This window comes from Bacteroides propionicigenes (assembly GCF_018390535.1).
In the GTDB taxonomy this organism is placed as follows: Bacteria; Bacteroidota; Bacteroidia; order Bacteroidales; family Bacteroidaceae; genus Bacteroides; species Bacteroides propionicigenes.
In genome coordinates, this window is sequence record NZ_JAHBBW010000006.1 from 26202 (window position 1) to 49935 (window position 23734).

Genomic DNA, 23734 nt, shown 5'->3' on the forward strand with positions numbered 1-23734 from the left:
ATGATTATTCTTTATAAAGGAGATAGGGCTTTCGTTGCTTTTTGAACTTTTCCACATCACCTTTCCAACGGCTTTTAATTTCTTCAGCGCTTTTTCCGTCCACTATCATTTTACGGACATAGTCCGTACCTATCAACAGCTCGAAGAACGGACGGAAAAAGTGATTGCCCATATTCAGGTTCTTGTAAGCATCAATGACATAACTCAAATCTACTCCGCGTTTCCATATTTCTTCGTCACTCATATTGCTGAGGTTTACGCCGTGGCATAATTTGTTCAGTTGAGGTGGATTCTTGGCTCCGGGGGTGCTTTTAGGTGTAAAGCTATAGCTGTAGCCCCTCATATTGGGATGACCGTACACTTGAAAGGGAAGTGCAGTGCCTCTGCCCAAGCTGACGGGAGTAGCTTCAAAATAGCAAGTTGCCGGATATAGATAGATGGATTTCATGTTCGGTAAGTTGGGAGACGGCGGAATCGGCAACGTGTATTTCGTTTGGTGCGTGTAGTTCTTGCAAGGTATAACGGTGAGGTCGCATACGCGAGAAGCCGGTAACCACCGTTCGCCGTTTACCATTAATGCCAGTTCGCCCAGCGTCATGCCATGCACAATCGGGATGGGTAGCCAGCCTACTCCGGATTTATATTTCATATCCAGTATGGGTCCGTCCACATAATGTCCGTTGGGGTTAGGGCGATCCAGCAGCAACACCTTGCGGTTATATTCGGCGCAAGCGTCCATTAAGCGGCACATTGTTATATAATAGGTATAGAACCGCAAGCCTACATCTTGTATGTCAATCACCAGTATGTCGAACTTTTTCATAGATGCCTTACTCGGCTTTTTGTCTTTTCCGTCGTAAAGGGAAAGAATAGGGACGCCTGTTTTCTTATCGACTGAGCTGGATACGTGCTCGCCTGCATCTGCATCTCCGCGAAAACCGTGTTCTGGTGAAAATATAGCTGCTACATTGAATTTATTTTCCAACAGGATGTCCAATAAGTGTTTGTCCCCCACCATTCCTGTATGATTGGAAAAGATTGCAATCCGTTTACCTTTCAGGATTGGAAAATACTCAGAGGTCTGTTCATCGCCTAAAATTATGCGCTCCTTCTGTGCTTGGCACAGCAATGAGCTACATAACAGAATGGTCAATAGTAGCAGTTTCTTCATAATAGTATTATTAAGGAAAGTTCGTATGGACAAAGATACTTTTTATTTTAATATCAAAAACAATTATTTGCGAATATTTAGCATTATAATTATTAATTTGCAATTAAGGAAGTGGTTTAAAAGAATAAAGGTGACAGTTGCAGTCACCTTATATGTTTTTTAAATTTGTCATATAGTTCGTACATATAAAAATAAATTATTCAGTAGGCAGATACGCTTTGTGGCTTATAAGAAGATAAACTTTTTGATGATTTATTCTCGGAATATTAAAAATAACTATATATTTGTATTCAATTCTAAAACTAACTACCTATGAAACTGATTGCGGAGAGTGGTTCTACAAGAACTGAATGGGCCCTGGTTGAGGACAATCACTTGATACAGCGTGTTTTCACCGAGGGGTTGAATCCTTTCTTTCAAACGAGGAGAGAGATTAGCCGGAGTGTGCGCTTAGGTTTACCCGAGTTTTTTTTCAAAAGGAAATTAGAGCAAGTATATTATTATGGAGCAGGATGTACCTCTTATGAAAAGAAAAATATATTAGGAGCGTCGTTAGTAGCACAATTTAAGACGCCTATCCAAGTGGAGAGCGATCTTCTCGCGGCGGCACGAGGCTTGTTTAAATGTGAGGCGGGTATTGCCTGCATTTTAGGAACAGGCTCTAACTCATGTTTTTATGATGGGAAAATAGTAGTTAAGAATGTAAGGGCAGGTGGTTATATCTTGGGAGATGAAGGCAGTGGAGCCGTACTGGGAAAAATGTTTCTGTCTGATGTCTTAAAGGGATTGACGCCTAAGGATGTGATGACCGATTTTTTTGAAAAGTTTCGTATCAGTCCTAATGAAGTCATGGAGTCGGTGTATAATCGTCCTTTCCCAAACCGTTTCCTCTCTACGATTTCTTATTTCTTGGCCGACTATACCAATGATGATTATGTATTCAATTTGATAACCGGTAATTTAAGGGCTTTCTTTACCCGAAACGTATGTCAGTATGACTATAAGAATTATCCTATTAGATTTGTCGGTTCATTGGCCAATAGTTATGCAGCCATATTAAGGGAAGTGGCCGGTGAATTCGGAATAGGATTGGACGTTATTGAAGAAACTCCTATGAATGGACTGATAGAATTCCATTCTTTAAATATTGAAGAACCTTAAACTCATATATATAATAAGGTATATATAGTCTGTCTTTGCAAATTTAAAAGTATAAGGTTAAAAAAGTGCAAAGAAATGTTCTTGATATTGAATAATAATATATCTTTGTTACGTGTGAAGTACACAGAATACTTTATCACCTTTGTTAATAACGCGTTTTATCTCTTAAAACAACCAATAAAGTTAATAATTTAACTGAAAATCAATATATAACAAGTTCCTGATGGACTTGGATTGAATTGAAAAAAATAAAGAGATAATATAATAGTTATGAACCTTTAAATTAAAAACGCCTATGGAGTAATCAAGAGCCTATGAGAAGAATAGTTACCCTATTCCTAACCTATTTTCCCTTATCTATTTTGAAAAACATTTTAATTAACAACAAAATCATCAATCATTTATGAATGAAGATCGCATAAAACGAGGATTGGCTAATGGCAAATACCTCACCGCAGTGGCTATCAGTGCCCTGTTTTTAAGTAGCGGTAATGTGATGGCTACTCAAACTGTCTCAAACAGTTCGTTGGAAGTAACAGAACAGATGCAAACTCAGACGGTAACAGGTCTGGTTGTAGATGCTAAAGGCGAAGCCGTCATTGGTGCCAGTGTAGTGGAAAAAGGCACTACGAACGGTATTGTAACTGATCTTGACGGTAAATTTACTTTGAATGTAACCCCGGGAGCAACCTTGCAAATCTCTTTTGTAGGTTATCAGACTCAGGAAGTAAAAGCGAGCAAGAGCATGAGAATCACGCTTAAGGAAGATACTGAGCTTTTGGATGAGGTTGTAGTTGTGGGTTATGGTGTACAGAAGAAAGCCAATCTGACCGGTGCCGTATCTACTGTAGATGTATCCAAGACATTAGAGGCTCGCCCGCAATCGGATGTGACTAAAGCTCTGCAAGGCGTTGTTCCGGGCTTGTCTATCATCAACACAAGCGGTAAACTGAACAGTGAACCCTCCATAACAATCCGTGGTACAGGTACTTTAAGCAACAGTGCCAAAAGTGCTCCGCTTATTGTAGTGGACGGTGTGCCGATGGAAGATATTTCTTTCCTTAATACGCAGGATATTGAAAATATTTCTGTATTGAAGGATGCGGCTTCCACTTCTATTTACGGAACGCGTGCCGCTTTCGGTGTGGTATTGATAACTACCAAAGCAGCTAAGAAAGTGGATAAAGTAAGCGTTAATTATACCAATAATTTTGCATGGGATACCCCCAGCATTTTGCCTAACTATCCGGATGTAGCCACTCAGGCGAGAGCATTGCGTTCTGCCAACTTGCGCGCCGGACTTGACAACGAGTTGTTCGGTATGTACATGAACGATGAATTCATTTCCAAAGCTGAAAGCTGGAAAGAACGTCATGGCGGCAAGAAAGCAGGCTACCGTGAAATGGTTCCCGGTGATGACTTTGATTTGCTTGCCAACGGTAAAGGATTATACTATGCGGATTGGGATGTAGTGGGTATCATGTTCCGCAACTGGAAACCTTCACAAAGCCATAATATTTCGGTACAGGGAACCAGCGGCAAGACAAATTACTTCTTGTCATTCGGTTACAATCACGAAGAGGGCGTCATGACATTTAACCCGGACGACCTGAAGAAATATAACGCCAACATCAACCTTACAACAGACATTACCGATTGGTTGCAACTGGGAGGTCGTTTCAGTTATAGTGACAAGACTTACACCGAACCCAATACCATGCGTGACACTTATACTTATATGTGGCGCTGGGGTAGCTTCTTCGGCCCTTACGGTACTTACAACGGCATGGATATGCGAAATGATATCGCTTATCGCAAACAAGCCGGTGATGACCGCACTAAAGATTCATATACCCGCTTGGGAGCTTTCTTGAAAGCAACTATCGTTAAGGGATTGACTTTGAATGCCGATTATACATTCAATCTGCAAAACACCAATGAAAAGAGTGTAGGTTTGCCCGTAGTAGGTTATAACTCTTGGGGTGGCGATATTACCAACCCGTCTACATTCGTAACCAATAAGAGTACTTATGTATTCCAAGGTTCAGGACGTGACCATTCTTATGCATTGAACGTATATGCCAACTATGCACTGACTGTTGCCAAGAAGCATAATTTCAACGTTATGTTGGGTGCTAATGCCGAAGAAGGAGAATATGAATATCATTCTTCACAGCGTAAGGAATTATTGGACGGAAACGTGCCGGAATTTAACCTTGCAGTCGGTGACCAAACCGTTAGCGGAAAGCATTCGGAATGGGGAACTGCAGGCTGGTTCGGACGTATCAACTATGACTATAACGGCATTTGGTTGCTGGAATTAAACGGACGTTATGACGGCTCTTCCAAATTCCCCAATGGAGACCGTTGGGCATTCTTCCCCTCAGGTTCGGTAGGTTATCGCTTTAGCGAAGAAAAATACTTTGAACCTCTTAAACGGATTGTAAATAATGCCAAACTGCGCGGCTCTTACGGTGAAATCGGTAATCAGGCTATCGGAGACAATATGTTTATTTCCACACTGAGCAAGTATACCGATGCTAAGACTCATTGGTTGGATGGTAGTGGCACTAAACTGGTTACCTATGGTATGCCGACTCTTGTATCTCCTACCTTAAAATGGGAACGTATTCAGACATTGGACTTGGGTATCGACCTCGGTTTTTTGAATAATGAATTCAATGTTACATTCGATTGGTATCAACGTACAACCCGTGATATGTTGGCTCCGGGACAAACCATGCCGGAAGTATTGGGAGCAAGCGCTCCTAAAATCAACGCAGGAACATTGAGAACACGCGGTTGGGAATTAAGCTTGGATTGGCATCATACTTTCAATGAAGTAAGAGTGTACGCTAATGCCAATATCGGTGACTTTAAGACCGTTATAACCAAATGGGATAATGACAATCCGTTGTTAAGTGAAAATTATAGTGGCAAGGTCTATGGTGATATCTGGGGCTTTGAGACAGACAGGTTGTTTACGGCGGACGACTTCAATGCTGATGGTTCTTATAAAGCCGGTATCGCTTCACAGAAAGGTTTGGAACAGGACGGTTTTGTTTATGGTCCGGGTGACATCAAGTTCAAGAATCTGGATGGCAACGACGTAATTGACGGTGGTGACGGTACGGCCAATAACCATGGTGACTTGAAAGTAATCGGTAATACCACTCCGCGTTATCAATATAGCTTCCGTCTCGGTGGTGAATGGAAAGGTTTCGACATCGATATGTTCTTCCAAGGTGTAGGCAAGCGCGATGTATGGACACAATCCGCTTTTGTAATGCCGATGATGCGTGGCGCAGATGCAATCTATGACAATCAGACGAATTACTGGACGGAAGAGAATCCTAATGCTAACGCAGAATTCCCTCGTTTGTGGCCGGGTAATGCAGGTAAAGGAACCATTTCCGTATTGGAGAAAGGTAACCATAACTTCTACCCTCAATCCAAATACTTGGTCAACATGGCTTACCTGCGTTTTAAGAATCTGACAGTAGGTTATACCCTGCCTAGAAATCTCACTCGTAAAGCCTTTATAGAGAAAGCACGCGTTTACTTTAGCGCTAATAATATCTGTGAACTTATCAATAAAAGCAAAGCTCCGGTTGACCCCGAAATTGATAGCGCTCAGGGTTATAAGTCTGCTGATGACAATGACTATGGAAACGGAACTTGGGGACGTATTGACCCGATGTACCGCACCGTATCATTCGGTCTGCAGGTAACTTTCTAAACACTTTATGTTGAACTTTAGAATAGTAACAATTATGAAGAAAATTAATATATTACTCTTAACATCGCTAATAGCTTTCAGCGGTTGTGACAGCATATTAGATAAGGCTCCATTAGATTCGTTTACAGACGATAATTTCTGGACCAATGAAAGTAACGTGTCAGGTTATGCAAATGCTTTCTATGAAGAATTTACCGGTTACGGGAACGGTGGTGGCGCCGGATTGTTTTACTATAAAACCCTGTCGGACGACCAAGCGGGAAATAGTTTTGCGGATTGGCCTAATTTGAACGTACCTGCCACTGACTCTAACTGGAAGAGTTGTTGGGAAGAAATCCGTCGTGCTTGCATTATGATGGAAAAGATACCTGCAATTACCAGCATGGATGAAGCTACCCAATATCATTGGATTGGCGTAGCGCGCATGATGAGGGCTTGGGAGTATTATCACCTTGTACGTATGTTCGGTGACGTTCCTTGGATAGACAAATCGTTGAATATCAATGATGGGGACGTACTGTATTCTAAAAGAGAAAACCGTGACATTGTTATGGACAAAGTGTTGGAAGATATTAACTTTGCCTGCACTAACATGATTGCCGGTAAGGGTAGCAAGATTACTTTCTCTGTAGATATGGCGAATGCCATCAAAGCTGAAATATGTTTATATGAAGGAACTTTCCGTAAATATCGTAAGGTGGAAGATAAACAAGCCGCTCCCGATTTGGAAGGTGCTAAGAGATACTTGGCAGAAGCAAAAGCAGCTTGTAAGGTAATTATGGGTAAGGAATATGAGCTGAACGCATCTTATCAGGGAAATTATAACTCAACAGACTTGAGCTCTAACCCTGAAATGATTCTGTACAAAGCTTATAAGCAAAGTTTGCTCACCCATTCTCTGGTTGACTATACTTGTTCTTCTACTCAGATTAGCGGTATGACTAAAGATGCGTTTGAGGCCTATTTGTTCAGAGAAGACGGTAAGCCCTTGTCACTGACATCCGCCAATACAAGTGATTTGCCTACGGAAGTGATGGAAAAGAAAATTATAGATAAAGGTAAAGACACAGAAAAGGAAGTCACTGTCTATCGTTATTCTATCAAGGATATTTTAAAGTTGAGAGACGCGCGTTTGGAACAAACTATTGACACTTGTGTATTCTACAACGGACGTGGATTTACCCGTTTCAATGTGGGTATGGAAATGACTTCATCTACCGGATACGGTGTATCTAAATATGATAATGCAGCCATCCCTGTAAACTTTAGAAATCAGACCAGTTCCAACTACACTCATTGTCCTTTATTCTGGCTGTCTGTTATCTATTTGCAATACGCTGAAGCATCTGCAGAACTATCCGAACTTGGTGGAGAAGCTATAACACAGGCTGATTTGGATATTTCCATCAATCTGTTGAGAGATCGCGCCAAACTGCCTAAGCTGAATAAAGACGTTGATTACAAAGACCCGAAAAATACGATAGGAGTTAGTAATCTCATTTGGGAAATTCGTCGTGAACGTCGTTGCGAACTTATGTTCGACAATTGGACTCGTTATTGGGATTTGATCCGTTGGCATCAATTGGATAAATTGGATTCAACTAAGAATCCTGATATTTTGCTTGGTGCAAACCTGTCTGCCGATAAAGAAATCGCCAAGAATGAAAAGGTGACACTTGTAGGCAACTATATGGATGGCTCAAAAGATAAGACTCGTACGTTTGATGTTAAATATTACCTCTATCCGATTCCATCCGGTCAGATAGACTTGAATCCGAACTTGGCACCTAATAATCCGGGTTGGTAAGGGTTATTCAATGAATAGTCTATTATAAAAAAGTAAAGGATGTGTCCGCAGGACACATCCTTTACTTTTTTAAACTTCTTTTTCCTTAATCAGGTATTCTGCAATTTGGACGGCGTTCAATGCGGCGCCTTTTTTTATTTGGTCTCCTACAATCCAAAATGTCAGTCCGTTCTCGTTGCTGAGGTCTTTACGGATACGTCCTACGTATACAGGGTCTTTTCCGGCAAGGAACAACGGCATCGGGTATTCTTTTTCTGCCGGGTTGTCCATTAATACCAGTCCGTCACCCTTAGCAAACGCTTCGCGCGCTTCCTCGATGGAGACTGGACGTTCTGTTTCTACCCAGATACTTTCCGAGTGGGAACGAAGAGCGGGTACACGAACGCAAGTTGCGCTGACTTTAATGTCGGAATGCATAATCTTGCGTGTTTCGTTGTACATCTTCATCTCTTCTTTGGTATATCCGTTTTCTGTGAACACATCAATCTGAGGAATCAGGTTGAATGCCAACTGATAGGCAAACTTTTCAACAGTGACAGGTTCACCCGCCAAAACTTGGCGGTATTGCTCGTACAATTCATCCATGGCGGCAGCACCTGCACCACTGGCAGCTTGGTACGTAGATACGTGTACGGTCTTTATATGAGAAAGCTGTTCGATGGCTTTCAGCGTCACTACCATTTGGATAGTAGTGCAGTTAGGATTGGCGATAACACCACGCGGACGGTCTTTGGCGTCAGCGGCATTTACCTCGGGTACAACCAAAGGCACATCAGCGTCCATACGGAAAGCGCTGGAGTTGTCAATCATCACCGCACCGTACTTGGTAATGGTTTCGGCGAACTCTTTAGAGGTGCCTGCGCCTGCGGAAGTGAAAGCGATATCAACCCCTTTAAAGTCATCGTTGTGTTGCAAGAGTTTAACCTCGATCTGTTTACCGCGGAAGGTGTATTTAGTGCCGGCACTGCGTTTAGAACCGAACAACACCAACTCATCCAACGGGAAATTCCTTTCATCGAGCACTCGCAGGAACTCTTGTCCCACGGCTCCGCTTGCTCCAACAATAGCTACTTTCATTTTTCTTTTGTTTTAATATAGTTTATAAAATAGTTCTAATCTATCTATAAATGATAGAATTGGGTGCAAATTTATAACAAATTGCTGTATGACACCGCATAAAGTGAAAACTTTTTCGTTATTTTGCAGTTAAAACCTAAAACTCGCTGCGTATGGACTGGTTCAATCTCAGTTTAACACTTCCTATAACAGACCCTACATGGATATTCCTCCTTGTACTTCTTATTATATTGTTTGCGCCTATATTGCTGAATAAATTGCGTATACCTCATATTATCGGTATGATTTTGGCAGGCTTGGTGATTGGAGAACATGGCTTCAATATTTTGGTGCGCGACAGCAGTTTTGAATTGTTCGGTAAGGTCGGGCTCTATTATATCATGTTTCTGGCAGGTCTGGAAATGAATATGGGTGACTTCAAGAAGAATCGCGGAAAGGCTGTGATGCTGGGATTGCTGGCTTTTGTCATTCCGATAGGCATCGGTCTGGTCACCAATATGATGTTGCTGAAGTACAGTCTCGTGACGTCCATATTGTTGGCAAGTATGTATGCTTCGCACACGCTGGTGGCTTATCCGATTGTGATTCGTTACGGTGTATCCCGTCATCGCAGTGTAAGTATTGCTGTGGGAGGGACGGCGGTAACGGATACGCTTACGTTGTTGGTACTGGCAGTGGTGGGCGGTCTGTTCAAGGGAGAGTCCGGCGGGTTGTTCTGGCTGTGGCTGGTGATTAAGGTTGTCTTTCTCGGAGCTCTGATTATGTATTCGTTCCCGCGTATCGGACGTTGGTTTTTCCGCCGCTATGATGATAATGTGATGCAGTTTATTTTTGTGCTTGCCATGGTTTTTCTGGGAGCGGGCCTGATGGAGTTCGTGGGCATGGAAGGCATCTTGGGAGCGTTCTTGGCAGGGTTGGTGCTGAACCGTCTCATACCGCATGTGTCACCGTTGATGAATCATCTGGAGTTTGTGGGCAACGCTCTGTTTATACCTTATTTCCTGATAGGGGTGGGTATGCTGATTGATATTCATGTCATCTTCGGACAGGGAGACGCCTTGAAGGTGGCTACTGTTATGATTGTTGTGGCATTGGTGGGCAAGTGGATTGCTTCCTGGCTGACGCAGAAAATCTATAAAATGGCTCCCATAGAACGTGAGTTGATGTTCGGCTTGAGCAATGCACAGGCTGCGGCTACGCTGGCGGCGGTATTGGTGGGTTATAATATCATCTTGCCGAACGGTGAGCGTTTGCTGAATGAGGATGTGTTGAACGGTACGGTATTGCTGATTCTCGTTACGTGTGTGGTGAGCTCTTTTATTACGGAAAGGGCCGCGCGTAAGATTGCTATGTGCGAAGCACATCTGGAAGAAGAACGTACGGTTGAGGCGGAAAGGATTCTTATTCCGGTGGCGAATCCTGATACGATTGAATATCTGATGAACCTATCCTTGCTAATACGTGATACCAAACAGAAAGATAATCTGTTGGCATTGAACGTAATCAATGACAACAATACTTCCGAGGGCTTGGAACTCCGCGGCAAGAGGTATTTGGAGAAGGCGGCCATGATTACGGCTTCCGCCGATGTGCCGTTGCGCCAGATTACCCGGTATGACTTGAATATTGCTGCGGGCATTATCCATACAGCGAAAGAATACGAGGTGACTGATGTGATTATCGGCTTGCACCGTAAGGTCAATATTGTGGACTCTTTCTTCGGTATGCTTGCCGAGAACTTGCTGAAAGGTTTGCACCGTGAAGTTATGATTGCTAAGTTCCTGATTCCGATTAATACGATACGACGGATTATCATAGCCGTCCCCCCTAAGGCGGAATACGAAGCCGGATTCCAGAAATGGGTGGAGCATTTTTGCCGGATGGGCGGCACGTTGGGCTGCCGGGTACATTTCTTTGCAAATGAGGAAACGACTGTACAGTTGCAGGCATTGGTAAAGAAGAAGCATGGGCAGACCTTGACGGATTTTTCTCGTCTGGATGATTGGGGAGATTTGCTGATATTGACCGGGCAGGTGAATTATGACCACCTGTTGGTAGTGATAAGCGCGCGTAGAGGCTCTATCTCTTACGATAGTTCTTTCGAGAAACTTCCGGCGCAGCTGGGCAAATATTTCTCTAATAATAGTTTGATTGTACTTTATCCCGACCAATTGGGCGAACCTCAGGATGCTGTTTCTTTCTCTAATCCGCGTAATGAGGCGCAACACTATGAGAAAGTAGGGAAGTGGGTTTATAAATGGTTTAAGGAGGATTGAGAGGATAAGTGATTAGTGGTTAATAATTAGCGGTTAGCGATGATGGAGGATTGGAGACAGAGAACCCGGCTTTTGTTGGGCGAGGAGAAAATGGAACGGTTGCGGCAAGCGCACGTGTTGGTGGTCGGTCTTGGAGGAGTAGGCGCTTATGCGGCCGAAATGATATGCCGTGCCGGTGTGGGGCGAATGACGATTGTAGATGCGGACACGGTGCAGCCTACCAATATAAATCGTCAGCTTCCTGCTTTACACTCCACTATGGGAAGGGAGAAAGCCGAAGTTTTGGCGGCACGTTTTAAAGATATCAACCCGGAGGTACAACTGACAGTATTGCCTGTATTCCTGAAAGACGATAATATATCCGAACTGCTTGATGCTGCCTGCTATGACTTTGTGGTAGACGCTATTGATACGCTTGCTCCTAAATGTTATTTGATAGCGGAAACACTGAAGCGGCATATCAAGATTGTGTCGAGCATGGGGGCGGGAGCCAAGAGTGATATTACGCAGATACGTTTTGCCGATATATGGGATACCTATCACTGCGGATTGAGTAAGGCGGTGAGAAAACGCTTGCAAAAATTGGGGATTAAACGTAAACTTCCGGTCGTTTTCAGTACCGAGCAAGCCGACCCAAAGGCGGTACTGTTGACGGAAGATGAACAGAACAAGAAATCCACTTGCGGAACTGTAAGCTATATGCCGGCAGTGTTTGGATGTTACCTTGCGGAATACGTCATTAAAAGATTGTAACAAGACTATCAAATAGTCAATAGTCAAATAGTAACTAAAACGATGATACGATTAGAAGGAATAACGAAGAGCTTTGGCAATTTGCAGGTATTGCGGGGTATCGATTTGGAAATAGAAAAAGGGGAAATTGTAAGTATTGTCGGTCCCAGTGGTGCGGGAAAGACTACTTTGTTGCAGATTATGGGGACACTGGATATGCCCGATAACGGTTCGGTGGCGATTGACGGTACGTTGGTGAATCTGTTGAATGAAAAAGAACTCTCCGCTTTCCGTAACAGGCATATAGGTTTTGTTTTTCAGTTTCATCAATTACTGCCGGAATTCACTGCTTTGGAGAATGTGATGATACCGGCTTTTATCGCCGGGGTGGGGCAGCAAGAGGCCAGAATTGCAGCTATTGAGATGTTGAATTTTATGGGGTTGGCGGAACGGGCTTCGCACAAGCCTAATGAGTTGTCCGGTGGCGAGAAGCAAAGGGTTGCTGTTGCACGTGCGCTCATTAATCATCCTGCAGTGGTGCTGGCGGATGAACCATCCGGAAGTTTGGACACCCATAACAAAGAAGAACTACATCAGTTGTTCTTTGATTTACGTAACCGCTTGGGACAAACGTTTGTCATTGTAACGCACGATGAAGGATTGGCACAAATTACAGACCGCACTATTCATCTGAAAGATGGGGCGGTATGTAAGGATTAGATTTTGTTCCTATTCAAAACAAACATAGTGGCTCAACTGCTCCAGATCACTCTCGGTGAATTCTTCGTAGAGGACAAATGGCTTGAGATTATGTAGTGTACCTTTCTTTTTGCGGTATTCTACAATGGCTTTTGCTTGGTAAAAGTTTATGTAAGGATGGTGGCGGAGACGTTCTATACCGACGCGGTTCAGGTTGATGCGACTGATTTCAGAGGGCGCAACAATGAACCATGTTTGCAATTGGCGATAGTCCAAATGAATATCCTGCAATTGCTCTATTTGGTAAAAACCGCCCAAGCGTTGTCGGTAACCCACTATTAATCGTGCTATGCCGCTGCCTATGCCGGGAATCTTCTTCAACTCGGTGGTATCTGCATGGTTTAAGTTGAGCACTGTGCCTGCCGGATATTTATAAAGACTGTCTTTCTTTGTTTGCGGGAGAGTAAGTAGAGCGGTTGCCTTTCTTATAGTGTCTTCTGCCGTAAAATAGATGTAAGGGGAGAGTGTCCGGTATTGTTCTTCTGTCAATCCGTATACCTTTTTGAAATCTTCTGTTTTGCGGAACTTTCCCCCTTTGCTCCGATAGCGTAAGATGTTCCTTGCTATCCATGCAGGAAGGCCTAAGCGGCAGAAGGTAATGGAATCCGCACGGTTAGGGTCAAAGGGAGCTAATATGACTGTTTCCCTTTTATATCTTCCAGGCTTATTGAAGCGGGCATTCGCCTTTTTTTCTTGTTCCCGTATAGAACTGATAAAGCTATCGTATTCTTTCAGGGCGGCAGCCTGTTCCCGAATTTCTTCATCAGAAAGTTGCCGGTTGTTTTGCAGGAAAGAATAAATATGCCCGGAGAGAAAGATTAGGATAATTCCAATGATAAGAACAAGGATGCCACGTCTTTCTCCCCGGGAGAAGTATAAGAAGTCTTTAAACGGGTTTTTCATGATGGTTTATTTGAGGAAACCCAATTCATTGATGAAAATAAGCCCGATACCTATTGGAGCGATGAATTTTAGAATGAAGATTAATAATTTGTATATATGTATGTGTAAAGTTCCGTTATTGCTGACTTCTTCCCAGACAATCTTTTTGTCCAGATACCAACCGGTAAAGATGGAGATAAAGAAGCCACCCAGCGGTAACATGATTTTGGCGGTTACAAAGTCGAATAAATCGAATAGGTTAAGACCAAAGATTGTGTAATTCTTTCCTACGCCTAACGACAACGAACATAATATCCCCAGTATGATACAACCGGCCGTGACCAATCTCGCCGCCTTACCGCGTGTGAATTTGAATTCTTCATGCAGGTAGGCCGTTACAACTTCGTGTAAAGAAATGGTTGAAGTCAATGCCGCAAGTGCCAGTAAGATATAGAACATGAGTGACAGGGCGATTGCCAACCAAGGTATGCCGCCGAATGCTTGTTGAAACACATTGGGCAGTGTGATGAACAGCAAACTCGGTCCTGCATCCGGCTGGATACCTACCGAAAATGCGGCGGGGAAGATGATGACTCCTGCAAGAATGGCAACTAATGTATCGATAGCGGCTACGTTGAGCGCCGTCTTAGGCAGGTTGGTGTCATTCCTGAAATAAGAAGCGTATGTGCAGAGACACCCCATGCCAAGACTTAGTGAAAAGAATGCCTGCCCCATTGCTCCTAAGAACACGTTGCCATCCACCTTGCTGAAGTCCGGTTTTAACAGGAATTCGATACCTGCGCCTGCACCGGGCAGTGATATGGAACAAATGGCAAGTACTATCAGCAGAATGAATAGCATAGGCATCATTATTTTTGCTGATTTCTCGATACCCTTTTCCACTCCTTTTACGATGATGAAGTGGGTGGTCAACAAGAATAAAATCAACCATAGAATAGGACGCCACGGATTACTGACAAAACCATTGAAGGAAGCGATGAACTCTGCGGCTGATTTGCCGGCAAAGCTGTTGGTGGCGGCTTCTCCTATGAACTCCAAAGTCCATCCCGCCACTACCGAGTAGTAACCCAAGATAAGGAATCCGGCTAATACGCCCATTCGTCCCACCCAGCGCCATTGGGTTCCCGGAGCCAGTTTGTGATATGCTCCGGCTGTGTTGGCGCGCGAACGGCGTCCGATAAGAAATTCCGCCATCATGATAGGGATTCCTAAGATAAGAACACAAACCAAATATATCAGTATGAAGGCTGCACCGCCATGGTTGCCTGTCTCGAAAGGAAACCTCCAGATATTACCCAAACCAACTGCGGAACCGGCTGAGGCAAGTATCACTCCCAGCTTGCTTCCAAAGTTCGCTCTTTCATTTCTTGTCATAAAACGTGGATTTTTCTTACAATTCGTTATTAATAGCTCTTAAAACGTGCAAATATAGAAAATGTTCCCTACTTTTGTGCACAGATTGTTCATTATTTGAGATATGCTATATTATATTAAGAAATATCCGGCATCACTTGCGGTGATACTTACCGTAATTTATTTGTCGTTTTTTAAACCGCCTGCCACTGAATTGGGCACTATCTCTTATCTTGACAAGGTTGTGCATATCTGTATGTATTTCGGTATGTCGGGTATGCTGTGGCTGGAATTCTTGCGGGCGCATCGCAGAGACCATACCCCTATATGGCACGCGTGGGTGGGAGCATTTGTTTGTCCGGTGTTGTTTAGCGGGGCAGTGGAGTTGTTGCAGGAGTATTGCACTACCTACCGTGGTGGTGATTGGCTGGACTTTGCAGCCAATACCACGGGAGCTGTTCTGTCATCATTGATAGCTTATTTTGTATTGAAGCCGAGGATGATGCGTAAATCTGTGGATTAGAGATAGTCTGTTACGGTGTTCAGTTTGATTCCGTTTGAACCTTTTATTAAGATTGTTTTTCCGCAGGGCTTATTCTTCCGGAGTTCGGCTATTAATGCCGGAGCGTCGGGGTAGGTGGGGTAGGTGTGACGGGTTTCGGCAAACAGTTCACCTACCAGCGCTACATCCTTAAAGCCGCATTCTTCCAGATAGTCTACTATCTTTTGGTGTTCCTCGGGGCTGTCTTTCCCCAACTCGCGCATATCTCCCAATATCAGCATTTTTTGTGAGGCTTGCATATTGTGAAAGTTGCTGATGGATGCCAGCATACTTGTCGGGTTGGCATTGTAAGCGTCAATAATCAGTGTGTTGTCCGCTGTCTTCTTCAGTTGCGAACGGTTGTTGTGAGGCTCATATTCATTCAGGGCTTTGTCTATTTTCTCCGGTTCTACTCCGAAGAAACGCCCGATAGTGATGGCTGCCAAGGCATTGGGGAAGTTATATTCGCCAATCAGTCGGGTATGCACTTCATGACGCTCTCCTTCTTTCCCGGCTTTCCATTCAAAAGCAAGATAAGGGGAGTTTCCGGTGACGTGTCCATTGACATATAAATTGTCCGCTTCTCCATAGGTTATCGGATTCAGCCCCCAGGCTATTTCTGTGAGGTGAGGATTGTCCTGATGAAGAAAGATGGTGGAGTTGCCTTGCCGGCGCAGATAGTCGTACAGTTCACCTTTAGTCCGGACAACGCCTTCAAAAGAACCGAATCCTTCTAAATGGGCTTTTCCTACATTGGTGATGATTCCATAATCTGGTTCGGCTATTTCTACCAGTTCCTTGATGTCTCCGGGATGGCTGGCTCCCATTTCCACCACGCCAAGCTCGTGTTCGGCTTTCAGGCGGAGAAGGGTGAGCGGCACACCGATTGGATTGTTCAGGTTTCCCAGTGTGTACAGTATGTTGTACTTTTGCGACAAGACGGCGGATATAAGTTCCTTGGTCGTAGTCTTGCCGTTGGTTCCGGTGATGCCGATAATACGTGTGCCCAGTTGGCGGTGATGATAGTTGGCAAGTTGCTGCAGGGTATGCAGGCAGTTGTCCACTAATATATAATGTATATCTCCGGCGGGGGCATAGGCGGCTTCGTCCACAACCGCGTAGGCGCTTCCTGCTTCCAGCGCTTTGGAGGCAAAGGCATTGCCGTTGAATGTATCGCCTTTCAGGGCGATAAACAATGAGCCTTTCGGGCAGTTGCGGCTGTCGGTGGTGACGCCGGTACAGCTAAGGAATATTTGATAAAGAGTGGTTATATCCATGATTTTCTATTCTTTGGTTTTCAATGGTAAGGTTAGCAAGAACCGGCAGCCGTTCGTGTAGTTCGGGTCGAGCGTAAGGTTGCCACCCATCTTTTCTGCGCAAATGCGTCCGATGGACAGTCCCAGTCCGGTGCCTTGCGCAAAGGTATCTATCTTAGTGAAACGTTCGAATACAAACTCTTGTTTGTCCGCGGGGATGCCTATCCCGGTATCTGTCACACTGAAGATGATATGTTGCTGTTCCTTGTCCGTGTGCCAACCAAGAGTAATATTACCGTCTGACGTGAATTTCGAGGCATTCTTCAGCAGGTGAGAGAGTATTTGGCAGATGCGCTTCGGGTTGGTATAAAAGCCAAATTCCTCCTGCTCTGCCTGCAGTCTGAGCGTAACTCCCGGTTTAAGGTCGTTAGTGGCTTTTTCAAGGCACTCCCGGCATAATCTCGTAGCATCTGCCGGAATATCGGTCGGTATCTCTGTGCCACTGTCCAAACTCGAAATATCCAATACGTCTTCTACCAGTTGTAGCAGGTTGTTGCTGCCTTGCTCTATGATACCGGCATATTCTTGCGCTTCCGTACTTTCACCGCTGATACTGCTTAGTATCTGGGAGAAACCCACGATAGAGTTTAGGGGAGTACGGATTTCGTGACTCATGTTCTGTATGAATTCCGTTTTCATTATGCTTGCCTGTTCGGCGCGCTCCTTTGCGATGAGCAGTTCCTGCTCGGAGATAAGCAGCCGTTTGTTTTTCTCGGAAATTGCTTTTTGAGATGTCTTGAGTCTTCCGTTGAGCAGGTGCTCACGGTAGAAGAATATCGAGCCGAGGATTAGCAGTACAATTAGCAGTACAATGATGCGTTGTTTATTTGCCAGATCTTGCTGTTGGGCCTTTTGCTGAAGTTCCGCTTTTTCAATGTTGAGCTTTTCCACTCCTAATATGGCGGAGAATTCTCCGGCGGCAATATCCTCATGAATCCGGTTTATGGAATCGGTCTTCTGGATATATGCACTATAATATTCGACTGCTTTGGCAGTATTTCCCATTTCCCTGTAGATGATTGCTTTGCTCAATAATTCATCTCCCCAAGAGACTTTATTTGCATAATTCCGGGAGATATATTCCTGTACGGATAGCGCTTTGGCAGGTTGGCGGGTAGCCATGTAATAGTTTCTTTCGTTCTGATAATAGTCAGTAGCCATTCGCTGCACTTCTTTTTCCTCATCCAATAGCTTTTTGGCTTTCTGCAGGCATTCTTTTGCTTTGGGGTATTCTTTAAGGGCTTGATAGTAATCGGCGTATCTTAAGTAAAAGTAATATTCCTGCTGAGCGCTATATATATACTTTTCGGCTTTGTCCAGACATTCTTTGGCTTTATCCATCTCTCTCAAAGTACAATAGAAAGAGGCCAGCAGGGAGCATGTATTTCCCAGATTATAGGTGTCGATGTTGTACTTCAGGGTAATTTCTATTTCTTTTTCCCGAGCTTCGGCAGCCTGCTTAAAAAGTCTTTTGGTTTGGTAAATGGAACTCAATATATTGTAAGCATTTGCCATTCCGGCGGGATAGTTGTCTTGCTCAGCCTGCTTCATCATTTTATCGGCTTCGTACAAAGCCATATTGTATTGGCGTTGTTTGATGTAATAGTTGATGAGCCTTTTGCTCCATGCAAAATAGTAATACTTAGGCTGGTTTGTCTCTGTAGAGAACTTCTTTACCAGTTCTACGTAGTACAAGATACTGTCTTTATTTTTGTTTTGAAAGTAATGGTGGTCCAGCTTGTTGGTTAAGGCTACTGCCTGCATACGCAAGTCTTTTTTTTCGCCTGCCATGCGGAATAAAGTATCTGCCATCTGCATGATGGCGGGAGATAAAATCTCTGCCTTGCAGCGCAGATAATAGTCGTATAGAACACTATCCACGTTGTATTCCTTCATTGCGTTCTTTTGTTGTCCTTGCGCAGATGAGCCATAGAGCATAAAAGAGAAGCACAGAACGCAGAATAAGATGGTAAAGAATTGTTTGGAACTTACCTTCATGATAAATACTTGTATATTGTGAACAAAGATACTTTATTTTTTGAACTTGGTGCACCAACAAAGGCTTTTTTGTTTACATTTGCAGTTATCTAATAAAAAAGAACTGTCAATGAAAGCTCTGCAATCCAAATATATAAATGTCAACGGTTTCTTGTTAGACCTTTCTTCTCCTTGTGTCATGGGGATTCTCAATGTCACTCCCGATTCTTTTTATGCCGGTAGCCGTATGCAGACGGAAATCGATGTAACGCGCCGCATAGAACAGATAGTGACCGAGGGGGCGGGCATCATCGATGTCGGCGCTTACTCTTCACGTTCTAATGCGGAGAATGTGTCGCCCGATGAAGAAATGGAACGTCTGCGTATGGGACTGGGTATTCTCAGGAAAGTACAGCCCGACGCGGTTGTCTCGGTAGATACTTTCAGGGCGGATGTGGCGAGGATGTGTGTTGAGGAGTATGGAGTGGCAATCATCAATGATATTGCAGCCGGAGAAATGGATGACAATATGTTCCGTACTGTTGCCGACCTGAATGTTCCGTACATCATGATGCATATGCAGGGTACGCCGCAAAATATGCAGCTGCATCCTCATTATGATAATCTGCTGAAAGAGGTATTTATGTATTTTGCCCGTAAAGTGCAGCAACTGCGTGATATGGGCGTCAAAGATATTATTTTGGACCCGGGGTTTGGCTTCGGCAAGACCGTAGAGCATAATTACGAACTGTTGGTTCATTTGGAGGAGTTCCGTATTTTTGAACTTCCTTTGTTGGTCGGTGTCTCACGTAAATCGATGATTTACCGTCTGTTGGGAACTACCCCTCAAGATGCGCTGAATGGTACAACCGTATTGGATACCATTTGTTTGCTGAAGGGGGCTGATATACTTCGTGTGCACGATGTGCGGGAAGCGGTGGAAACGGTGAAAATCGTGGAAGCAATGACTGCTGCCGGTTCTGCATCGGGTGCAAATTATTAATCGCTAACCATTAATCGCTAACGACCGTGTTTTTTGAATTTGGCATAAAAGATTTTATAGACATCCTGCTGGTGGCTTTCCTGCTTTACTATACGTACAAGCTGATGAAAGCCTCCGGGTCTATCAACGTGTTTACGGGTATTCTTGTGTTTATCCTGATTTGGCTGGTGGTCTCCCAAGTGTTGGAGATGAAACTTTTAGGGTCTATCTTCGACAAGTTGGTCAGTGTGGGCGTGCTTGCGCTTATCGTCCTGTTTCAAGACGAGATACGGCGTTTCCTGCTTACGCTCGGTTCACATCAGCATGCCAGTGCGCTGGTGCGTTTCTTCACCGGGAATAAGAAAGAGAGCATGGAGCATGATGAAATAATGCCTGTGGTAATGGCGTGTATCAGTATGGGGAAACAGAAAGTAGGTGCGCTGATTGTCATTGAACATAATGTGCCTTTGGACGATGTGGTGCGGACGGGAGAGGTAATCAACGCCGATATAAACCAGCGTCTGATAGAGAACATCTTCTTCAAGAACAGCCCGTTGCACGACGGGGCTATGGTCATCAGCAAGAAGCGCATCAAGGCTGCAGGGTGCATCCTGCCTGTGTCGCACAATCTGGATATTCCGAAGGAACTGGGGCTGCGCCATCGTGCAGCTATGGGCATATCGCAGGTGTCGGATGCTCATGCGATTATTGTGTCGGAAGAGACGGGTTCTATTTCTGTTGCCTATAAGGGGCAGTTCTATTTGCGCTTGAGCGCGGAGGAATTGGAGAGCCTTTTGACAAAAGAAATTTAAATGAAACCGGATGTTTCTATCGGCTTGTAAGTGGTTGATAACCAATGCAGTTTCTGTAGGGTAGTCTCAGTCGTATACTGAGATGCCCTAAGTATACGACTGAGGCTACCTCCATATACGACTTATTTCCCATGATTCTGTGTATGTAAAGATAAGTAACTTATAACTCATAATTTATAACTGAATAGAATGGATAGACGAAACTTCTTACGAACCGGCGGAATGGCCGTCTTGGGTTCACTGGCTATGCCGTCGTTGGCTATGCCGGAGTCTGTGCGCGGAGCGTTGGGCGGGGCGGACAATAAGTCAGCTGTTGCTGCTGCCATCAATCATTTTGGCGTGACGGAAGCCGATTTAAAGAAAGTAATGGCCGTTGCTTTGGAAAAAGGAGGCGATTACGTAGATTTGTATTTTGAGCATACGTTCAACAATGATGTGAGTCTGATGGACGGCAAGGTAAATAACTGCGGTTCCAACATTGATTTTGGTATGGGAGTGCGTGTGCTTGCCGGCGACCAGAGCGGCTATGCATACGTGGAAGGTGTTACTTTGGAAGAGATGTTACGTGCCGCGCGCACTGCCGCCCGCATTGCATCCTCGGGCAAGGCGGGCAAACCGGTAGGGCTGACGGAGAAGACAATAGCCCGAAACCGCTATGTTGTGACCTCTCCTTGGGAAGATGTGAGCGTAAAAGAGAAGATTCCTTATCTGGAAAAACTGAATGAGAAGATTTTCTCTTTGGATAATCGTGTCCGCAAGGTGCAGGCCTATTTGCAGGATAGCACGTCGCACGTGTTGTTCTGTAATTCGGAAGGCGTCAGTTACTACGATTACCGTCCGATGGTGTCTTTCATGGCGGTTTGTATCATGGAAGAAAACGGTAAGATGGAAAACGGTTATGCCGGCAGGTCCTATCGTCGGGGTTTTGAGTTTATGACAGACGATGTTGTAGACGTGATTGCCCGCGAGGTGGTGGACCGGACAGCTATCCTGTTTAAGGCCATCAAACCCAAAGGCGGTGAAATGCCTGTTGTAATGGGTGCAGGCGGTTCCGGCATCTTGTTGCATGAGGCTATCGGTCATGCTTTTGAGGCGGATTTCAACCGTAAGGACATATCCATATTCTCCGGCCAGTTGAATAAGAAAGTGTGCAACGAGCATATTAACGTGGTGGATGACGGTACAATCCCCTTCAACCGCGGTTCTGTGAACTTCGACGATGAGGGTGTGGAGGGACAGAAAACGTATATTGTCCGGGAAGGTGTGCTCACCAGCTATCTGCACGACCGTATCAGCGCCAAACATTATGGCGTGAATCCCACCGGAAACGGTCGCCGCGATACGTTCCGCAACCTGCCTATTCCCCGTATGCGCGCTACGTATATGGAAGCCGGCAATATGAAAGAAACGGATATTATTTCCACTGTGAAGAACGGTATTTTCGTAGATACGTTTACGAATGGTCAGGTTCAGATTGGAGCCGGTGACTTTACTTTCTTTGTGAAGTCCGGTTACTTGATTGAGGACGGCAAGCTGACGCAGCCCATTAAGGATATCAACATCATAGGCAATGGTCCGAAGGCATTGGCAGACATAACAATGGTTGCCGACAACGACAAAATTGACAATGGTACATGGACTTGCGGCAAAGACGGGCAGTCTTGTCCCGTGACGTGCGGTATGCCGTCGGCATTGGTCAGCAAACTCACTGTAGGAGGAGAAAATTAAATACTAACGGATAATTGATAGCTGATAATGTTTCTCTAATTATCAACTGTCAACTGTTAACTATCAATTAAGAATATGATTACGGACAATAATAAAAAACTGGCACAGTGGGCAATGGATTATGCCCTGAAGAACGGATGCCGGGCAGCAAAGTTGGTGCTGTATTCCAACTCCAACGCTTCATTTGAACTGCGTGATGCCAAAATGGACAAATTGCAGCAAGCCTCGGAAAGCGGGCTTAGCATCAGTCTGTATGTCGATGGCAAGTATGGCTCTTACTCAACCAACCGTTTGGATAAGAAGGAATTGGAGTCGTTTATAAAGAATGGTATCGAGTCCACGCGCTATCTGGCTGTGGACGAAGCGCGTGTATTGCCGGACGCTTCCCGCTATTATAAAGGTGGAAAGCCTGATTTGCAATTGTTCGACAAGCGATTCGAAACTATCAATCCGGATGATAAGGTAGCCGTTGCACGTGCTGCCGCAGAGGAGGTTTTGGGTAAGGATAGTCGTATCATCTCCGTAGGTACTTCGTACAGTGACGGTGAGAATTCTTCTTACCGCTTGACAAGCAACGGTTTTGAGGGAGAGTCCAAATCCACTTGGTTCTCAGTGTCTGCAGATGTAGCGATGCGGGGAGAGGGAGAAGCCCGCCCGTCTTCTTATTGGTATGAGTCGGCTTTGTTCTATGATAAGCTGGTGAAGTCGGGCATAGGCGTGAAAGCATTGGAACGTGTTCTGAAGAAACTCGGACAAAAGAAGGTAGCTTCCGGTAAATACACGATGGTGGTAGACCCTATGAATTCGAGTAATCTGCTCAGTCCGGTATTGAGTGCGTTGTACGGTTCTGCATTACAGCAAAAGAACTCTTTCCAGCTGGACAAACTGAATACAAAAGTAGGTGCGGGGTTGCTGAATCTTATGGACGAACCTCATATGGTAGGTGCAAGGGGCGCACGCTATTTTGACAGCGAAGGAGTGGCAACAGAACCGCGTCCTGTTTTTGAAGACGGAGTGCTGAAAACATACTTCATCGACACTTACAATTCCAAGAAGATGGGAGTGGAACCTACCGTTAATTCTCCTTCCTTATTGATACTCAAACCGGGTAATAAAGATTTGAACGGTCTGGTGGCGGATGTGCAGAAAGGTATCTTGGTTACCGGTTTCAACGGAGGTAACTGCAACAGCAGTTCCGGAGACTTCTCGTACGGCATTGAGGGATTCTTGATTGAGAATGGCAAGCTGACCCAACCAATCAATGAAATGAACGTGACAGGTAATATGATTACCCTTTGGGCTTCTTTATCCGCTGTGGGCAATGATCCCCGTATGTCTTCCTCTTGGCGTATTCCTTCATTGGTATTTGAGGGTGTAGACTTCAGCGGATTGTAGCAAAT

General features: G+C 44.6%; 17 protein-coding genes. 11 read left to right on the forward strand and 6 right to left on the reverse strand.

The genetic code is table 11. The features are described from left to right. Positions 1-4 precede the first annotated feature (4 nt). Complete coding sequence (locus KG118_RS09805) at positions 5-1171, reverse strand: exo-beta-N-acetylmuramidase NamZ family protein (protein ID WP_117711625.1); 1167 nt, start codon at positions 1169-1171, stop codon at positions 5-7. 312 nt (positions 1172-1483) lie between these two features. Between KG118_RS09805 and KG118_RS09810 the strand changes: the two genes are divergently transcribed. The 3 genes from KG118_RS09810 (at position 1484) to KG118_RS09820 (ending at position 7878) form a co-directional block, all read left to right on the forward strand. Continuing rightward, entirely contained in the window at positions 1484-2332 is an 849-nt protein-coding gene (locus tag KG118_RS09810; RefSeq protein ID WP_117711623.1) for a hypothetical protein, read from the forward strand. Between the two features lie 403 nt (positions 2333-2735). Continuing rightward, positions 2736-6071, forward strand: a complete 3336-nt coding sequence (locus KG118_RS09815; RefSeq protein ID WP_117711622.1) for a SusC/RagA family TonB-linked outer membrane protein — start codon at positions 2736-2738, stop codon at positions 6069-6071. A gap of 34 nt (positions 6072-6105) precedes the next feature. Next, complete coding sequence (locus tag KG118_RS09820) at positions 6106-7878, forward strand: RagB/SusD family nutrient uptake outer membrane protein (protein ID WP_117711621.1); 1773 nt, start codon at positions 6106-6108, stop codon at positions 7876-7878. A 69-nt stretch (positions 7879-7947) separates the two neighbouring features. Here KG118_RS09820 and KG118_RS09825 read toward each other — a convergent pair whose 3' ends face one another. Continuing rightward, positions 7948-8955, reverse strand: a complete 1008-nt coding sequence (locus KG118_RS09825) for an aspartate-semialdehyde dehydrogenase (protein WP_117711620.1) — start codon at positions 8953-8955, stop codon at positions 7948-7950. A gap of 152 nt (positions 8956-9107) precedes the next feature. Between KG118_RS09825 and KG118_RS09830 the strand changes: the two genes are divergently transcribed. The 3 genes from KG118_RS09830 to KG118_RS09840 are packed head-to-tail and all read left to right on the forward strand — an operon-like array spanning position 9108 to position 12683. Continuing rightward, on the forward strand, positions 9108-11231 hold the full coding sequence (locus tag KG118_RS09830; protein ID WP_117711619.1) for a cation:proton antiporter: 2124 nt from the start codon (positions 9108-9110) through the stop codon (positions 11229-11231). A gap of 42 nt (positions 11232-11273) precedes the next feature. Then, a complete protein-coding gene (locus KG118_RS09835; RefSeq protein ID WP_117711702.1) occupies positions 11274-11984 on the forward strand; it encodes a tRNA threonylcarbamoyladenosine dehydratase in 711 nt (236 codons plus the stop codon). A gap of 42 nt (positions 11985-12026) precedes the next feature. Then, positions 12027-12683 carry an ABC transporter ATP-binding protein gene (locus KG118_RS09840; RefSeq protein WP_117711618.1) on the forward strand — a complete coding sequence of 219 codons (657 nt, stop codon included), beginning with the start codon at positions 12027-12029 and terminating at the stop codon, positions 12681-12683. A gap of 9 nt (positions 12684-12692) precedes the next feature. Here KG118_RS09840 and KG118_RS09845 read toward each other — a convergent pair whose 3' ends face one another. Continuing rightward, positions 12693-13625 carry a ComEA family DNA-binding protein gene (locus tag KG118_RS09845; protein ID WP_117711617.1) on the reverse strand — a complete coding sequence of 311 codons (933 nt, stop codon included), beginning with the start codon at positions 13623-13625 and terminating at the stop codon, positions 12693-12695. 6 nt (positions 13626-13631) lie between these two features. Next, a complete protein-coding gene (locus KG118_RS09850; RefSeq protein ID WP_117711616.1) occupies positions 13632-14999 on the reverse strand; it encodes a sodium-dependent transporter in 1368 nt (455 codons plus the stop codon). Between the two features lie 103 nt (positions 15000-15102). Between KG118_RS09850 and KG118_RS09855 the strand changes: the two genes are divergently transcribed. Beyond that, positions 15103-15501 (forward strand): VanZ family protein, encoded by a 399-nt coding sequence (locus KG118_RS09855; protein ID WP_117711615.1) that lies wholly within the window; start codon positions 15103-15105, stop codon positions 15499-15501. On the opposite strand, the gene KG118_RS09860 is transcribed toward KG118_RS09855, so the two are convergent. Next, on the reverse strand, positions 15498-16796 hold the full coding sequence (locus tag KG118_RS09860) for a UDP-N-acetylmuramoyl-tripeptide--D-alanyl-D-alanine ligase (protein ID WP_117711614.1): 1299 nt from the start codon (positions 16794-16796) through the stop codon (positions 15498-15500). The two genes, KG118_RS09855 and KG118_RS09860, sit on opposite strands and share 4 nt — an antisense overlap. Positions 16797-16802: 6 nt before the next feature. Continuing rightward, a complete protein-coding gene (locus tag KG118_RS09865) occupies positions 16803-18731 on the reverse strand; it encodes a tetratricopeptide repeat-containing sensor histidine kinase (protein WP_233514887.1) in 1929 nt (642 codons plus the stop codon). A 211-nt stretch (positions 18732-18942) separates the two neighbouring features. On the opposite strand from KG118_RS09865, the gene folP reads away from it, so the two are divergent. From folP to KG118_RS09885, 4 genes are all read left to right on the forward strand, one after another. Beyond that, positions 18943-19815 carry a dihydropteroate synthase gene (gene folP, locus KG118_RS09870; protein ID WP_213388430.1) on the forward strand — a complete coding sequence of 291 codons (873 nt, stop codon included), beginning with the start codon at positions 18943-18945 and terminating at the stop codon, positions 19813-19815. A 26-nt stretch (positions 19816-19841) separates the two neighbouring features. After that, complete coding sequence (gene cdaA / locus KG118_RS09875; protein WP_117711611.1) at positions 19842-20606, forward strand: diadenylate cyclase CdaA; 765 nt, start codon at positions 19842-19844, stop codon at positions 20604-20606. 189 nt (positions 20607-20795) lie between these two features. Beyond that, entirely contained in the window at positions 20796-22334 is a 1539-nt protein-coding gene (locus KG118_RS09880; RefSeq protein ID WP_117711610.1) for a TldD/PmbA family protein, read from the forward strand. Positions 22335-22409: 75 nt separating this feature from the next. Further along, positions 22410-23729: a TldD/PmbA family protein gene (locus tag KG118_RS09885; protein ID WP_117711609.1), complete on the forward strand. Its 1320-nt coding sequence runs from the start codon at positions 22410-22412 to the stop codon at positions 23727-23729. The last annotated feature ends 5 nt before the right edge of the window (positions 23730-23734 follow it).

What these genes read in the sequence shown, in the direction of transcription:
- KG118_RS09805 (WP_117711625.1), bottom strand. Translation starts at nt 1,171, where the DNA reads ATGAAGAAACTGCTACTATTGACCATTCTGTTATGTAGCTCATTGCTG.
- KG118_RS09810 (WP_117711623.1), top strand. Translation starts at nt 1,484, where the DNA reads ATGAAACTGATTGCGGAGAGTGGTTCTACAAGAACTGAATGGGCCCTG.
- KG118_RS09815 (WP_117711622.1), top strand. Translation starts at nt 2,736, where the DNA reads ATGAATGAAGATCGCATAAAACGAGGATTGGCTAATGGCAAATACCTC.
- KG118_RS09820 (WP_117711621.1), top strand. Translation starts at nt 6,106, where the DNA reads ATGAAGAAAATTAATATATTACTCTTAACATCGCTAATAGCTTTCAGC.
- KG118_RS09825 (WP_117711620.1), bottom strand. Translation starts at nt 8,955, where the DNA reads ATGAAAGTAGCTATTGTTGGAGCAAGCGGAGCCGTGGGACAAGAGTTC.
- KG118_RS09830 (WP_117711619.1), top strand. Translation starts at nt 9,108, where the DNA reads ATGGACTGGTTCAATCTCAGTTTAACACTTCCTATAACAGACCCTACA.
- KG118_RS09835 (WP_117711702.1), top strand. Translation starts at nt 11,274, where the DNA reads ATGGAGGATTGGAGACAGAGAACCCGGCTTTTGTTGGGCGAGGAGAAA.
- KG118_RS09840 (WP_117711618.1), top strand. Translation starts at nt 12,027, where the DNA reads ATGATACGATTAGAAGGAATAACGAAGAGCTTTGGCAATTTGCAGGTA.
- KG118_RS09845 (WP_117711617.1), bottom strand. Translation starts at nt 13,625, where the DNA reads ATGAAAAACCCGTTTAAAGACTTCTTATACTTCTCCCGGGGAGAAAGA.
- KG118_RS09850 (WP_117711616.1), bottom strand. Translation starts at nt 14,999, where the DNA reads ATGACAAGAAATGAAAGAGCGAACTTTGGAAGCAAGCTGGGAGTGATA.
- KG118_RS09855 (WP_117711615.1), top strand. Translation starts at nt 15,103, where the DNA reads ATGCTATATTATATTAAGAAATATCCGGCATCACTTGCGGTGATACTT.
- KG118_RS09860 (WP_117711614.1), bottom strand. Translation starts at nt 16,796, where the DNA reads ATGGATATAACCACTCTTTATCAAATATTCCTTAGCTGTACCGGCGTC.
- KG118_RS09865 (WP_233514887.1), bottom strand. Translation starts at nt 18,731, where the DNA reads ATGAAGGAATACAACGTGGATAGTGTTCTATACGACTATTATCTGCGC.
- folP (WP_213388430.1), top strand. Translation starts at nt 18,943, where the DNA reads ATGAAAGCTCTGCAATCCAAATATATAAATGTCAACGGTTTCTTGTTA.
- KG118_RS09880 (WP_117711610.1), top strand. Translation starts at nt 20,796, where the DNA reads ATGGATAGACGAAACTTCTTACGAACCGGCGGAATGGCCGTCTTGGGT.
- KG118_RS09885 (WP_117711609.1), top strand. Translation starts at nt 22,410, where the DNA reads ATGATTACGGACAATAATAAAAAACTGGCACAGTGGGCAATGGATTAT.